Source organism: Rhizobium sp. L1K21 (assembly GCF_024055895.1).
GTDB lineage: Bacteria > Pseudomonadota > Alphaproteobacteria > Rhizobiales > Rhizobiaceae > Ensifer_A.
The window spans coordinates 2,041,494-2,055,185 of the sequence record NZ_JAMXLE010000001.1; the positions used below are offsets into that span (position 1 = coordinate 2,041,494).

Sequence of the window (13,692 nt, forward strand, 5' to 3'; positions counted from 1 at the left end):
AGTCACCGGCCTGACCGTCCGCCTTCGTTTGGCCGCGCCGCAACGCTTGGCCCACAAACGCAAGCGAAACGCTTCCTTAACCATAATCGGCAATTCTTCATTCACCATCATCGTCGTGAGTGAGTGAGCCATGCGTCTACGTTCTCTGGTCTATGTCCTGCTGGCAGGCTTGACGGTCACAGGCTGTGCGACAAAGCACCAGAAGGATAGTAGCGCCACCAAAACGGCTTTCGCGCCGGTGCAGGAAACGGCCGCCCCCGAGGCGCTGCAAACCGAAGATACGCGTTCGGCTGGCCTTGAGCAGATTTCAAAAAAGATGACGTTGATGAATGCCCCGTGGTTTAGGCCGGTGGGCTTCTCGCTGCGCGGACCAGACAGCGAGGCCAATGTGCAGGGTGGCTTCTCCGGACGCACGCTTACAGTCAGTGCCGCCTCGCAAATCCAGCTCAAAGACAAGGAAATCATCCTCACCTTTGACGATGGCCCCATCCCTGGGCGCACCGAGCGCGTGCTCGATGTGCTGGACCGTTTCCATGTCAAGGCCACCTTCCTGATGGTGGGGCAGATGGCGCGCAATTATTCAGCGCTTGCAAGCCGCGTTGCCGCCGAAGGGCACACGATCGGCAGCCACACATACGATCACGCCAACCTGCAGACAAAGGGCCATGACCGCGCAATCAGCGATATCGTGTCCGGAGACGCGGCGGTGCGCAAGGCAACAGGTTCAACAGTCGGCTTCTTCCGCTTCCCTTATCTGGCCGACACGCCGCAGCTGCGGCGCGAACTGGCTGCAGCCGGCATTGTCGTTCTGGATGTCGATATCGATTCCAAGGACTACTTCGCCTCCACCCCGGAGGCGATTGCGGCGAGAACCATGGCCGTGGTGCGCGCCAAGCGCAAAGGCATTATCCTGATGCATGATATTCACACGCGCACCTCGGCCATGCTGCCTGCGCTTTTGTCGATGTTGAAATCGGAGGGTTACTCCATCGTCTCGCTGCGTTACGGAAGACCCAAAGCCGGAACCGTGGTCGCGCTCGCCGGTCAGTAGAAAGCGACGGCCTGGCGCTTTGTTTTCGAAGTGCCTAACATTCTTGATAAACAATTCGTTAAGGCAAATCGCGATACTGCGCCAAACGTTCAACTGTGATCGCACTAATTAATGATACCGCAACATTTTTTCACTAAGACTGGCGGTATTCGAGACACTGAGTTGGAACAAAATGATCGGCGCCAATCTCGCGGGAAAACTGAAGCGTGATCTGCAGCGCCTGTGCGGCAGCGTGCCAGGCAATGCGACAAACGCGAGCTTTCAGACCAGATTGAAAAGCGGCTCCCTATGGCGGAATAAAAATGGCTCGGCAGCGATTGAATTCGCGATGCTGATCCTGCCGTTTTCCTTGATCATCTTTGCCATCTTCGAAATCGCACTCCTGTTCTTCGTTGATTCCTCGCTCGATTCCGCGCTTCACAGGACTGCACGCGCTGTGCGAATCGGGACGGCGCAGAAAGCAAACTGGGATATCGATCGGTTCAAGAGCGAAGTCTGTTCCAATATGGCGCTGTATTTTAACTGCAGCAACAGTCTTCTGATCGTTTCCGCCCCCGTCTCCGACACGAACAACGTGACCTATGTCGATCCGGTCAAGGATGGTGCGCTCAACGTGACGGAGAAGTTCGATCCCGGCGCGAAGAATAATGACGTCTTGATTCAGGCGTTCATTCCCTGGAGCCCGGTCCTGCCCATGTTCGGTTTTGCTGGCGCCAAGCTTTCCAATGGCGATTACGTGCTCAGCGCAGCCGTTCTTTTCCGAAATGAGCCATTCTGATGCGAGGCAGAACATTGAAACAGGCTCTATTTTCCCGGCTCAAGCAACAGACGAAGCGGCTCCGCAAGGACCAGCGCGGCGTGTCGGCCATCGAATTCGCGCTGATCTTTCCCATTCTCATCGTTCTTTTTGCAGGCGCGGTCGATCTCGGCCAGGCGCTGATGGTTCACCGCAAGATCAATCAAATTGTCGGCACAACAACGGATATTGTGTCCCGCGATCCATCCTGGACGGCCTCAAAACTCGACGCGGTACTGAAAGGCGCAAGCTCAATCATCCTGCCTTTCAAGACGAGCGACCTGAAGCTGACGGTGATGGTTGTCGATATAAACAGTGCCAATCAGGCGACCGTGAACTGGGCGCGTGGCTACAATGTCGATCCGCCTAAATACGGAGACAAATCTCCGGTGGCTATACCCGCGGATATTGTTGAACCCGGCGTTCAGCTGGTGACTGCCGAAGCGACCTACTCACTCGTCACACCGTTTGCTTCGCTGATGCAGTCCCTCACAGGCAGTTCCGCATACAACTATGATCGCTTCTCGATCATGCGTCCGCGCGTGAATGACACGATCAAGATGAACTGAGCGAATTCCGTTGTCTCAAGCGCAAGGGGCACGTTGGTCTAGACAGGCTGCACCGCGCCGCTTTCAAGCCTTGCGGAACCAGCCCCCGTCCGCGTTCTGCTGCCAATAGGTGAGTGTGTGTCCCGCTGCCTGCAGGATTTTCCAATCACCGCGCGCAGCTTCCACCTGGGCATTGTCGTGCCCGTCAAACATCACCACAACGCGCTCATAGGCGCTGACATCGGGAACCTTGCTGCCGCCCGTGACAAAGCGGATTGCCGCAGCATTTGCATTGCCCTCACCGCAGGTCAGCAGGACCGGCTGGCGTTGATCCTGGCCGGTCGCGCCTTCTGCCGCATGGGGCAAGAAGCTGTCATCCTTGGCGGTCCAAAGGCTCTCGTCCAGTTGCTCCATCGCTTCAGCATCGGCGCATTGGATGACAGCCTTCCAGCCGCGCGCAAGCGACTTTTCCACCAACGAAGGCAAAGCATCCTGCAGCCTTGACTCCGTCAGGTGATAGAAAAGCACTTCGGCCATCGCCGCCTCAGCCCTCGAAGTTTTCGGCGACAAAGGCGTTCAGAAGACGCACGCCGTAGCCCGAGCCCCAGGACTGGTTGATCTCGTTTGCCGGTGCACCCATCGCCGTTCCGGCGAGGTCGATATGCGCCCAGGGTGTTTCCCCCACAAAGCGCTTGAGGAATTGTGCGGCTGTAATCGAGCCGGCATAACGCCCGCCGGTATTTTTCATATCGGCAATCTTGCTGTCGATCAGCTTGTCATACTCCTTGCCGAGCGGCATGCGCCAAAGAAGGTCACCGCTGGCGAGACCGGCTGCAGTCAGCTGGTTTGCGAGTTCATCGTCATTGGAGAAAAGACCGGCCTGGTGCGAGCCGAGCGCCACCATGATGGCACCGGTCAGCGTCGCAAGGTCGATCATCAGTCTCGGCTTGAAGCGGTCGTTGCAATAGTGCAGCGCATCGCACAGCACCAGCCGACCTTCCGCGTCTGTGTTCAACACTTCGATCGTCTGGCCGGACATGGAGGTCACCACGTCGCCCGGGCGGTAGGCATCACCGTCGGGCATGTTTTCAACGAGACCGATAATACCGACGGCGTTGACCTTGGCCTTGCGGGCGGCCAGCGTGTGCATGAGACCAGTGACCGCCGCGGCCCCACCCATGTCACCCTTCATGTCTTCCATTCCACCTGCCGGCTTGATGGAAATGCCGCCGGTGTCGAAGACCACGCCTTTGCCGATAAAGGCAAGCGGCGCATCACCCTTCTTGCCACCATTCCAGGTCATGATGGCAAGGCGCGGCGGACGAACGGAACCGCGCGCAACGGCCATCAATGCGCCCATGCCGAGCTTGGTCATCTGCTTCTCGTCCAGCAGTTCCACCTCGACGCCGAGTTTCTCCAGCGCCTTGGCGGCCGCGGCAAATTCCAGCGGGCCCAGAACGTTTGCAGGCTCGTTCACCAGATTGCGGGCCAGCACAACGCCGTCATGGATCGCGTCAGCCGTATCCATATGCTTTTTGACAGCGCTCGCCGCTTCCGTCACTACTGTCACCTTGACCTTGCGCGGCTCGTCGTCCTTCTCGTCGTCTTTCTTCTTCGTCTTGTATTTGTCGAAGCGATAGCTGCGCAATTTCAAACCCAGAACAAATTCGGCAATGTCGAGGGGGTCGATATCCAGACCCGGCACGTCCACGAAGATTGTCACGTCATCAAATTTGCCGAACTTGGCGGCAGCCGAACCGCCGGCCTTCAGCCATGTCTCCAGATCGATTTCGTCACTCTTGCCGAGACCGAGAAGCGTCACCTTATCCGCAGGTGAGCCATGTGGAGCCAGAACATCGAGACTGGCAAATCGCCCGGCCTTGAAGCGTTCAACGCTTGAGGCCTTTTCAGAGACCTTTTGAGGGTCTGCAATGTCCCGGCCTGCAGGTGTTCCGTCCTCAGCCGTCAGCAGCAGGGCAAGCCCACCTTTGAGTTTCGCGGATTTGGAAATTGCTATCTCGATATTGGATGACACGGTTTTCTCCATTTCTTCTCAAGGTGGTCTGACAGGGTCGCGGTTTTCGGTCCGAACATTGTCGACTCTGAGGCATAGACTATCTTTCAAGCAAGATTGCGCGGTCGATACAAGCCCGCTGCCAGCGATTATGGCATCGCGGGTCTCGACTTGCCGGGTCACAAAATTGTGTTTCGTCCCCATGTGCGAAAAAACCTCACCAGCACGCTAGCGAGTTGTACATCGCAAACGGGATTGTTACATGAGGCACCGATTTGAACAAAGAAGACGATAAACCGGGGATAGGCGCATCATGTTGCTGATAGACAGGCCAGTCAGGGCCTTTGCCGGTTTGCTGTTTCTCTGGTTCATCGTCTACGCGTTTTTCCGCGACTTTCCCTCAGTCGATATCGCCTTTTCCAATCTCTTTTTCACCGAAACCACCTGCGCAGAGGGGGCATCGGCACTGCGCTGCGGCACCTTTGCAGCGGGCGAGCATCCTATTTTATCCGCCATCCGCACATTTCTGTTTTTCCTGCCGGGCGATCTGGTGATTGCCATGCTGGTCTGGTCCATCGACGTGCATTTCAGAGGCCAGAATGGCCGCTATCCGGTGATGCAGCATAATGTCCGTATCCTGATTGCCACCTGGATTATTTCTGTCGCGATCATCGTGAACATGCTTCTGAAAGCCAATTCGGCCAGGCCGAGACCGGCCGCGACCAGCCTTTTCGGCGGCGACATGGAGTTCAAGGCGGTTGCGGATTTCGGCGGGGCATGCACTTCAAACTGCTCGTTCATTTCCGGTGAAGCGGCCAGTGCGGGCTGGCTCATCTGCGCGCTTGCCATTCTGTCGCCACGGCTGCGGCGCATCCTTTTTGTGCCGGTCGTTGCCGCAGCGCTGCTCACGGTTTTTCTGCGCGTCATGTTCGGGCGGCACTTCCTGTCCGATGCCCTGCTCGGTTTTCTGTCGGCACCCGTTGTATTTTTGTTTCTCATCGCAATTTTCGGATGGAAAAAAGCCGATGAAGTTGCGCGTTAAGTGTCGCGCGCCCAGCTTCGCGCGGTTATACAGATTCGTCTTCAAATCGGAATGCCCATGAAACTCCTGCAACGCTACATCGCCGGACGAATCGTAATCATGGCGCTTTCCTCGATCATCCCTATCCTGGCGGTGATCTGGATCATTCAGGTTCTGGGCCGGGTCAATCTCGTCACCGATACGGGGCAGTCGATCGGGTCGTTTCTGAAGCTCGCCGCGCTGATGTTGCCGACGGTGGTGCCTTTGGTGCTGCCCTTCGGCATTGCGCTCGGCGTCGCGCAGGTTCTCACCACCATGAATGATGATTCGGAGATGCCGATCATTGAAGCTGCCGGCGCGCCGCGCTCCATTGTCGTCATGCCTGTTCTGTTTGTGGCGCTCATCGCCAGTGCGCTCTCCTTTGCCTTCGACAATGGCGTGGAGCCCATCGTGCGGGCGCAGGCCAAGCAGATGATTGCCGATGCCTATGCCGACCTCTTATCGAGCGTGATCGAGGAGAAAGAGTTCCGGCGCATCGAAAACGGCCTATATGTGCAGATTTCCAGCCGCGCGCAGGGCCGACAGCTGAATGGGCTTTTTCTCGCCGATTACCGAAATCCCGACGAACAGCTGATCTATTACGCCAAGGAAGGCGCAATCGACCCGAGCGGCTCAATCCTGATCATGAAGAACGGGCAGATCAACCGACGTACAAATGACGGCAACGTTTCGGTTATCCGGTTCGCCTCCTATGCTTTTGACCTCTCCAGTCTCACCGAAGCCCGCAGCAAGACCACGCTGACGGAAATCGACCGCGATTTGCCTTTCCTGTGGAACCCGGATCCGGAAGACCCCTATTACAAGGACGCGCCGGGCAAGTTTCAGGCTGAACTGCACCGCCGCCTGACGGAGTGGTCTTTCCCGCTCGTCTATGCCCTGGTGGCGCTGGTCATTGCCGGTGACGCCCGTTCGCATCGTGAAAAGCGCGTCAATCCGGTTGCGATCGCATTCGGCATTGCTTTCCTGTTGCGCTGGCTCTCTTTCTATATCTCCAACCAGTCGTCCGGTGACCCGGCAATGATACCGGTCGTCTACGCGGTGCCGATCGCCGTCAGCGCGCTCTGCATCATCATGATCTTCATGACCCGGCGGTTGCGTAAATCACCTTTCCAGCGGCTGATCTTCCAGATTGCTGGTGCTGCGAAGGCCTTGCCGCGTCCGGGTCAGAACGGTGGAGGCGCATAATGATCTTTTCGACGCTTGGCCGCTATTTCTTTACCCGCTATGTGATCACCGTCTGCTGGTTCTTTGCGGGCATCGTCGGCATCATCTTTCTGATCGATCTCAGCGAAAACTCCGGGCGATTTTCCAGCCTGCCGGGCTTCAGCTATACCAGCGCACTGTTTCTGACCTTGATGCGCCTGCCGCAGTTTCTGCAACAGACGGTGCCGTTCATCACACTGTTCAGCGGCATGGCAACGATGATTGCACTCAACCGCAAATATGAGCTGGTGGTGACCCGCGCTGCGGGCATTTCCGTCTGGCAGTTCATGTCGCCTTTTCTCGCCGGCGCACTTCTGACCGGCATATTGGCCGTCACCGTGCTCAATCCGCTCAGCGCCTATTCAAGCTCTGCAGCACTCACACTTGAGAGCAGTCTTCGCGGAACGCAGAATACAAGCTTTTCAAGCGTGCCCTGGCTCCACGACATCGGGAAGGATCAGGACATCATTCTGGGAGCCAAGGGCGTCGATGCCACCGGAACGCAGTTGATTGAGGCCGTCTTCTTCCACTTCGATTCGCAAGGCAACATCACACTTCGCCAGGATGCCGCTACAGCAAGTTTGAAAGATGGTTACTGGCAGCTTAATGACGTCATGGAGACGGTGCCGGGCGAACCCGTGCGCAATCTCAAAACAGCGCAGGTGCGTACCAGCCTGAAACGCGAATTTCTTCAAGAGCGCCTTTCAAGCGCTGAAACCATTGGTTTTTTTGAGATTCCCGAACGGATCGCAGCGGCGCGCGCTTATGGAATTTCAACGCGGGCACTGGAAACGCAATTTCACTCATTGCTTTCCCTGCCCTTTCTGCTTATTGCCATGACTCTTATTGCAGGGACAGTGTCACTGAAATTCAGCCGGTTTAGCCAGTCTAAGTTCATGATTTTCGGTGGCATTATGACAGGCTTCATGCTTTATGTGGTAACGGTATTGGTACGAGTATTTGGAAGCAGCGGCGCAGTCCCGCCCTTCGTGGCAACATGGACGCCTGTCGTGATTGCCCTTTCGGCGGGCGCAACGATTCTGCTGCACCAGGAGGATGGCTAGTGGCGGGGGACAACCGCACAAGAAGGGGCACATTGCAAAAGCTTACGCTTTCCTGTGCAGCGATCGCATTGCTGGCGCAATTTGCGCCGGCTGCTCCTGCTTATGCGCAGGAGGCGAAGGATGATTCCAAGCTCTACCTGACCTCCAATACGCTGGTCTACGACCAGGACAACGACCGCATTCTGGTGAATGGCGGCGTGCAGATTTTCTATGACGGCTATAAGCTCGTTGCCGAACGCGTTGTTTACGATCAGAAAAACGGTCGCATGACGGCCAAGGGCAAGGTCGAGCTGATAGAGCCGGGCGGCAACCGCATCTATGCCGACGATCTCGACATTACCGACGATTTTTCAGCAGGCTTCCTCAACGCCCTGCGTGTTGAAACGACCGACGACACACACCTTGCCGCCGAAAGCGCACAGCGCATCAACTCCACGGTCATGGTGCTGAACAATGGCGTTTACACCGCCTGCAAGCCCTGCGCCGATAATCCCGACAAGGCACCGTTCTGGCAGGTCAAGGCCCGCAAGATCACGCAGAATGACGAGACGCATATGCTGGAGCTTGAAGGCGCGCGCTTTGAACTGCTTGGTGTGCCGCTTGCCTATGTTCCCTACCTGCAGTTTCCCGATCACACGGTGAAGCGCAAATCGGGCATTTTGACGCCCACAGCCGTCTATTCCAATCAGTTGGGATACGGTGTCAGCGTTCCCTACTACTACGTCTTGTCGCCGAGCTCGGATGCGACCTTCACGCCGACCTATTACAGCAATGCTGGCTTGCTAATGGACGTGGAATACAGAAAACGCTTCCGTAACGGCAAGATGATGGTCCGCGTTGGCGGCATCCACCAGACCAAGCCGTCGATCTTTGGCGCTGGAACCAGCGATGCTGCGGTTACGAACCGTGCGCTGGTGCACACGACCGGTGAATTCAAGATCAATCCGCGCTGGGCTTTCGGCTGGGACCTGATGGCGCAGACCGACAACAATTTCGCCTATACCTACAAGTTTTCGAATCTTGCCAATTCCACCATTGTCAATCAGATCTATCTGACCGGTTATGGCGAGCGGAACAGCTTCGACCTGCGCGGCTATTATTTCGACGTGCAGGATGGCGACAAGCAGAACAAGGCTGAAAAGCAGCAGGCTATCGTCCACCCGGTCCTCGATTACAAATACTTCGCCCCTGAACCCGTTGCAGGCGGCGAATTGAGTGCGACCGTCAACGTGACAAGCCTGACACGGGGACGCTCACATGCGAAGATCGTGCCCGGCTCTGACCGTTTCCATGGGCTGTCGGGCAATTCCACCCGGCTGACAAGTGAGCTGGAGTGGCACCGCACGGTTACCACAGACGGTGGATTGCAGTTGACACCATTGCTGGCCGCACGTGCTGATGGCCATTTCCTCAATGTCACAGATCCCAATTCGCTCGGCGGCGGGCTGAACTATGGTGGCAATTTCTACAGTGGCACAACAGCTGCCCGCACCATGGTGACGGCCGGTCTGGAAGCCAAATATCCGATCCTGATTGCAACGGCCGGCACGTCACACGTGATCGAGCCGATCGGCCAGATTTTTGTACGCCCCAATGAACAGCTTGCCGGCGGGCTGCCGAACGAAGACGCACAAAGCTTTGTGTTTGACGCCACCAACCTGTTTGAGCGCGACAAGTTTTCCGGCTTCGACCGCATCGAAGGCGGCACGCGTGCCAATGTCGGCTTCCGTTACACCGGCTCGCTCGGAAACGGCTTCGGACTGCATGGCATCTTCGGCCAGTCCTATCACCTTGCCGGCCTGAACTCGTTTGCCACCAACGACCTTGTCAATGCAGGTGCCGAGTCAGGTCTTCAGACCCGGGTCTCCGATTTCGTCGGCTTGATTGGAGCGTCCATGCCACAAGGCTTTACGGCTTCAGCAAGCGGGCGCTTCGACAAATCAACCTTTGCGCTCAGACGTCTGGACACGCAGGCGGGCGTTTCGAACCGCTTCGGTTCGCTGAATGTCATTTACTCGCAGATTGCGCCGCGCCCGAGCTATGGCACGTCCATACAGAACCGCGAATTGAATACATCGGCTTCGGTGAACGTGGCACAAAACTGGAAGGTCTATGGCGGCCTCACCTGGGATATTGATGATGCATCGCTGCGCAACCAGTCGCTCGGTCTGAGCTATCAGGATGAGTGCACAATCTTCTCGCTCAATTTCTCACGCGGGGATGATCTATCGACAACCAACTGGGCCGTGACCGCGCGTCTCAGCTTCCGTACGATTGGCGACTTGCAGACGACCGGTGCAATCGCCGCCCAGTAAGACGTTCCCGTGAAACGACATTGTTTTGCCCAATATCTGTGTTGGACACGCTTCAAAGCTGCCGGAGGGCGCGCGATGCGGGGTGAATTGTCCTCACGGCGTCAGGTGTGTTAAAGGCAGTAGCAAATTGACGGTCCCGGCCGTTTCTGGAAGGAATTTGTAATGTTCAGTTTCGCAAAGCCTGCTCGTTATCTCGCTTTGGGTGTCGCGCTGGCAATATCCATGCCTGCGGCCAGCGTTTTTACGCGACCGGCCTATGCTGCCAGCGTTGCCGCCGTTGTCAATGGAAGTGCCATCACCACGGGCGATGTTGCAAAACGCGCTGCACTCCTGCGCCTGCAGCGGACCAAAGGCAATGTCAACAAGATCGCGCTCGATCAGTTGATCGACGACGTTCTCAAGCGCGGCGAAATTCTGCGGCTCGGCGTGTCGGTCAGTACTGATGACGTGGAAATGGCCTTTCAACGCTTTGCGGCCGGCAACAATCTTCCGCCACAGAAGATGGCCCAGATTCTTGATCAGGCTGGCGTCACGGCCGCCCATTTCAAATCCTACATGGCCGTACAGATGAGCTGGCCGCGCGCGGTTGCTGCGCGCTATGGCGCTGGCGGCACCAAGGCCACGCAGGAGCTGGTCGAGCGCATGACACAGCGCGGCGAAAAGCCGAAGACGAACGAATATGTTCTGCAGCAGGTCATCTTTGTTGTTCCGCAAAGCAAGCGTGGCTCCCTTCTCGGCAAACGCAAGAGCGAAGCCGAAGCTGCGCGCAAGAAATATCCCGGCTGCGATCAGGGTAAGGTCTTTGCCGCAACCATGCACGACGTGTCCATCCGCAATCTGGGTCGTATCCTGGAGCCGCAACTGCCGGAAAACTGGAGCAAGTCGGTCATAAACACCAAGCAGGGCGGAACGACACCACCGCAGGTGACGGAAAAGGGTGTGGAATTTCTGGCCGTCTGCAGCTTGCGCGTCGTATCAGACGATCAGGCCGCCGAGGCCGTCTTCCAGGCTGAAGACCTGAAAAATTCGGCCAATGCCGAAGAAGATCCCAATAGCGTGGCCTATCTGAAGGAACTGCGCGCCAAAGCTCAGATCATCAAGAAGTAGACGATGGCAACAGAGCATATTCCCTTGCCCTTGGCTGTCAGCCAGGGCGATCCTGCCGGTGTCGGTCCGGACATCCTGATAGGTGCCTGGCAGGCTCGGAATGTGCATCACCTGAAGCCGTTCATCGCGCTTGCAAATCCCACGGTTCTCCGCGAACGGGCCAAGCTCCTGGGCGTGGACCTGGCGCTGAAAGAGTGTTCTTACGAGGACGCCGCCAGCGTGTTCGACACCGCCCTTCCGGTTTTGCCGCTGGCGTTGAAAGAACCCGTCATTGCGGGTAGACCGCAATCTGGTTCAGCACAGACGACCATCGATGCCATTCGCCTTTCCGTTGAGGCCGTGCAGACAAACAAAGCGGCGGCGGTGGTCACCTGCCCCATTGCAAAATCGGTGCTCTATGAGGCCGGTTTCCAGTTTCCCGGGCATACCGAATATCTTGCAGCCCTTTGCGCGGATGCAAACGGCAATGCCCCCCTTCCAGTCATGATGATTGCCGGGCCGGAACTCAAGACGGTCCCCGTCACCATCCACATTCCGCTATCGGCTGTGCCGGGCGCTTTGAACAGCGCACTCATTGAGAAAACCTGCCGCATCATCGACCGGGATCTGAAGGCGCGCTTTGGCATTTCGAAACCGCGCCTTGCGATCTCCGGCTTGAATCCGCATGCGGGAGAAAGTGGCGCACTTGGCGGTGAAGACGACGCGATCATCCGCCCGGCTATCGAGACGCTGGTGGGCGAAGGCATAGATGCCTTTGGTCCGCTGCCTGGCGACACCATGTTCCACAAGGCCGCCCGCGACGGATATGATGTTGCGGTCTGCATGTATCACGATCAGGCGCTCATTCCGGCCAAGGCACTGGGCTTTGACGATGCGGTCAATGTCACGCTCGGCCTGCCGATCATCCGCACCTCGCCAGACCACGGCACGGCCTTTTCCATTGCCGGCACCGGGAAGGCACGGCCCGACAGCATGATCGCCGCGTTGAAGATGGCCGCCGAGATGGCGCATCATTCAGGAACCGTCCCGGTATGAGCGCAATCGACGGTTTGCCGCGGCTGGCGGATGTGATTTCCAAACATGGACTGGATGCCAAGAAGTCGCTCGGGCAGAACTTTCTGCTCGACCTGAACCTGACCCAGAAGATTGCCCGCACGGCTGGCCCCCTCAACGACATGACGGTGTTCGAGGTCGGTCCCGGTCCCGGCGGCCTCACCCGCGCCATTCTTTCGCTCGGCGCAAAAAAGCTGATCGCCGTTGAACGCGACAGCCGCTGCCTTCCTGCCATGGAAGAGGTTTCAGGCCATTATCCGGGCCGTCTCGAGGTGATCGAAGGTGATGCGCTGAAGATAGACTTCGCTTCCCTTGCCGGCGACGGTCCCTGCTGCATCATCGCCAACCTGCCCTATAATGTCGGCACGCAACTGCTCATCAACTGGCTTCTCTTGAAAGATTGGCCGCCTTTTTGGCAATCACTCACGCTGATGTTCCAGCGCGAGGTGGGCCAGCGTATCGTGGCAAAGCCGGGCGACAATCACTACGGTCGTCTGGGCGTTCTTTGCGGATGGCGAACAGAGGCCCATATGGCCTTTGACGTGCCCCCACAGGCGTTTACGCCACCGCCCAAGGTCACCTCGACGGTGGTTCATCTCACTCCGCGCGAGAACCCCATCCCTTGCGATGTGAAAAAGCTTGAACGCGTGACGGAAGCTGCCTTTGGACAGCGCCGCAAGATGCTCAGGCAGAGCCTCAAGTCGCTTGGCGGCGAGGCTCTCTTGAACAAGGCGGATATCGATCCGCAGCGGCGGGCAGAAACGCTCTCGGTTGAAGAGTTCTGCCGCCTTGCCAATCTGATCTGATTATTCCGATAGCAGTTCGGTCACGAAATTGAAGAGACCGGGGCGACGGTCGCGACGCAGGCGCTCGGCTTCAACGATCGAGCGAACGGCGCCGAAGGCCCGTTCCAGATCATCATTCACCACCACATAGTCATATTCGTGCCAGTGTTCGATCTCGGCCTTGGCATTGGCAAGCCGCGTTGCGATCACCTCTTCGCTGTCTTCGGCACGGCGATGAAGGCGCGAGCGGAGTTCGGCCATGGAGGGCGGCAGAATGAAAATGGACACGACATCACCGCGCATCTTGTCCTGCAGCTGCAGCGCGCCCTGCCAGTCGATGTCGAACAACATGTCGCGGCCGTCCTTCATGGCCTTCTCAACGTCTTCGCGTGGCGTGCCATAGAAGTTGGAATGCACCTCAGCCCATTCCAGAAGCGCATCGTCGTCTCTGAGACGTTCAAATTCTCTTTCACTCAAGAAGTGATAGTGAATGCCGTCGATTTCGCTGCCGCGTTTCTTGCGCGTGGTCACGCTCACCGAAAGCGAGAGGTTCCGGTCGCTATCAAGCAGGTTTCGCGAGATCGTCGACTTCCCGGCCCCGGATGGTGATGAAATCACCACCATCAATCCTCTTCGCTCAATGGCCAAAGCCTCTTCTTTTTGATCCGCCATCGT

The 13,692-nt window shown here is 57.3% G+C and carries 13 protein-coding genes; 10 read left to right on the plus strand and 3 right to left on the minus strand.

What is annotated here, in order from left to right; translation table 11 throughout:
• The first annotated feature begins 130 nt into the window (after positions 1-130).
• The 3 genes from NHF56_RS09810 to NHF56_RS09820 all read left to right on the plus strand — a co-directional run bounded on the left by NHF56_RS09810 (position 131) and on the right by NHF56_RS09820 (position 2,416).
• Positions 131-1,051 carry a polysaccharide deacetylase family protein gene (locus NHF56_RS09810; RefSeq protein WP_252803844.1) on the plus strand — a complete coding sequence of 307 codons (921 nt, stop codon included), beginning with the start codon at positions 131-133 and terminating at the stop codon, positions 1,049-1,051.
• Positions 1,052-1,223: 172 nt separating this feature from the next.
• Positions 1,224-1,829: a TadE/TadG family type IV pilus assembly protein gene (locus tag NHF56_RS09815; protein ID WP_252803846.1), complete on the plus strand. Its 606-nt coding sequence runs from the start codon at positions 1,224-1,226 to the stop codon at positions 1,827-1,829.
• Positions 1,829-2,416 carry a TadE/TadG family type IV pilus assembly protein gene (locus tag NHF56_RS09820; RefSeq protein ID WP_252803848.1) on the plus strand — a complete coding sequence of 196 codons (588 nt, stop codon included), beginning with the start codon at positions 1,829-1,831 and terminating at the stop codon, positions 2,414-2,416. Before NHF56_RS09815 ends, NHF56_RS09820 begins: the two co-directional genes overlap by 1 nt.
• Positions 2,417-2,479: 63 nt before the next feature.
• On the opposite strand, the gene NHF56_RS09825 is transcribed toward NHF56_RS09820, so the two are convergent.
• A complete protein-coding gene (locus NHF56_RS09825; protein ID WP_252803849.1) occupies positions 2,480-2,932 on the minus strand; it encodes a DNA polymerase III subunit chi in 453 nt (150 codons plus the stop codon).
• Between the two features lie 7 nt (positions 2,933-2,939).
• Positions 2,940-4,430 (minus strand): leucyl aminopeptidase, encoded by a 1,491-nt coding sequence (locus NHF56_RS09830; RefSeq protein WP_252803851.1) that lies wholly within the window; start codon positions 4,428-4,430, stop codon positions 2,940-2,942.
• 292 nt (positions 4,431-4,722) lie between these two features.
• Between NHF56_RS09830 and NHF56_RS09835 the strand changes: the two genes are divergently transcribed.
• The 7 genes from NHF56_RS09835 (at position 4,723) to rsmA (ending at position 13,038) form a co-directional block, all read left to right on the plus strand.
• Positions 4,723-5,451 carry a phosphatase PAP2 family protein gene (locus NHF56_RS09835; protein ID WP_252803852.1) on the plus strand — a complete coding sequence of 243 codons (729 nt, stop codon included), beginning with the start codon at positions 4,723-4,725 and terminating at the stop codon, positions 5,449-5,451.
• A gap of 57 nt (positions 5,452-5,508) precedes the next feature.
• The gene (locus NHF56_RS09840; protein WP_252803854.1) at positions 5,509-6,675 is read left to right on the plus strand and encodes an LptF/LptG family permease; all 1,167 of its coding nucleotides are present in this window, start codon (positions 5,509-5,511) and stop codon (positions 6,673-6,675) included.
• Positions 6,675-7,757 carry an LPS export ABC transporter permease LptG gene (gene lptG / locus NHF56_RS09845; protein ID WP_252803856.1) on the plus strand — a complete coding sequence of 361 codons (1,083 nt, stop codon included), beginning with the start codon at positions 6,675-6,677 and terminating at the stop codon, positions 7,755-7,757. The genes NHF56_RS09840 and lptG overlap by 1 nt, the downstream gene beginning before the upstream one ends.
• A 32-nt stretch (positions 7,758-7,789) precedes the next feature.
• A complete protein-coding gene (locus NHF56_RS09850) occupies positions 7,790-10,072 on the plus strand; it encodes an LPS-assembly protein LptD (RefSeq protein WP_252803858.1) in 2,283 nt (760 codons plus the stop codon).
• Between the two features lie 162 nt (positions 10,073-10,234).
• Positions 10,235-11,179 (plus strand): SurA N-terminal domain-containing protein, encoded by a 945-nt coding sequence (locus NHF56_RS09855; RefSeq protein WP_252803859.1) that lies wholly within the window; start codon positions 10,235-10,237, stop codon positions 11,177-11,179.
• Positions 11,180-11,182: 3 nt separating this feature from the next.
• Positions 11,183-12,214 (plus strand): 4-hydroxythreonine-4-phosphate dehydrogenase PdxA, encoded by a 1,032-nt coding sequence (pdxA, locus tag NHF56_RS09860; protein ID WP_252803861.1) that lies wholly within the window; start codon positions 11,183-11,185, stop codon positions 12,212-12,214.
• Complete coding sequence (gene rsmA, locus NHF56_RS09865; protein WP_252803863.1) at positions 12,211-13,038, plus strand: 16S rRNA (adenine(1518)-N(6)/adenine(1519)-N(6))-dimethyltransferase RsmA; 828 nt, start codon at positions 12,211-12,213, stop codon at positions 13,036-13,038. The genes pdxA and rsmA overlap by 4 nt, the downstream gene beginning before the upstream one ends.
• On the opposite strand, the gene gmk is transcribed toward rsmA, so the two are convergent.
• Positions 13,039-13,689, minus strand: coding sequence for a guanylate kinase (gmk, locus tag NHF56_RS09870; RefSeq protein ID WP_252803864.1), 651 nt, complete (start codon positions 13,687-13,689; stop codon positions 13,039-13,041).
• Positions 13,690-13,692: the final 3 nt, after the last annotated feature.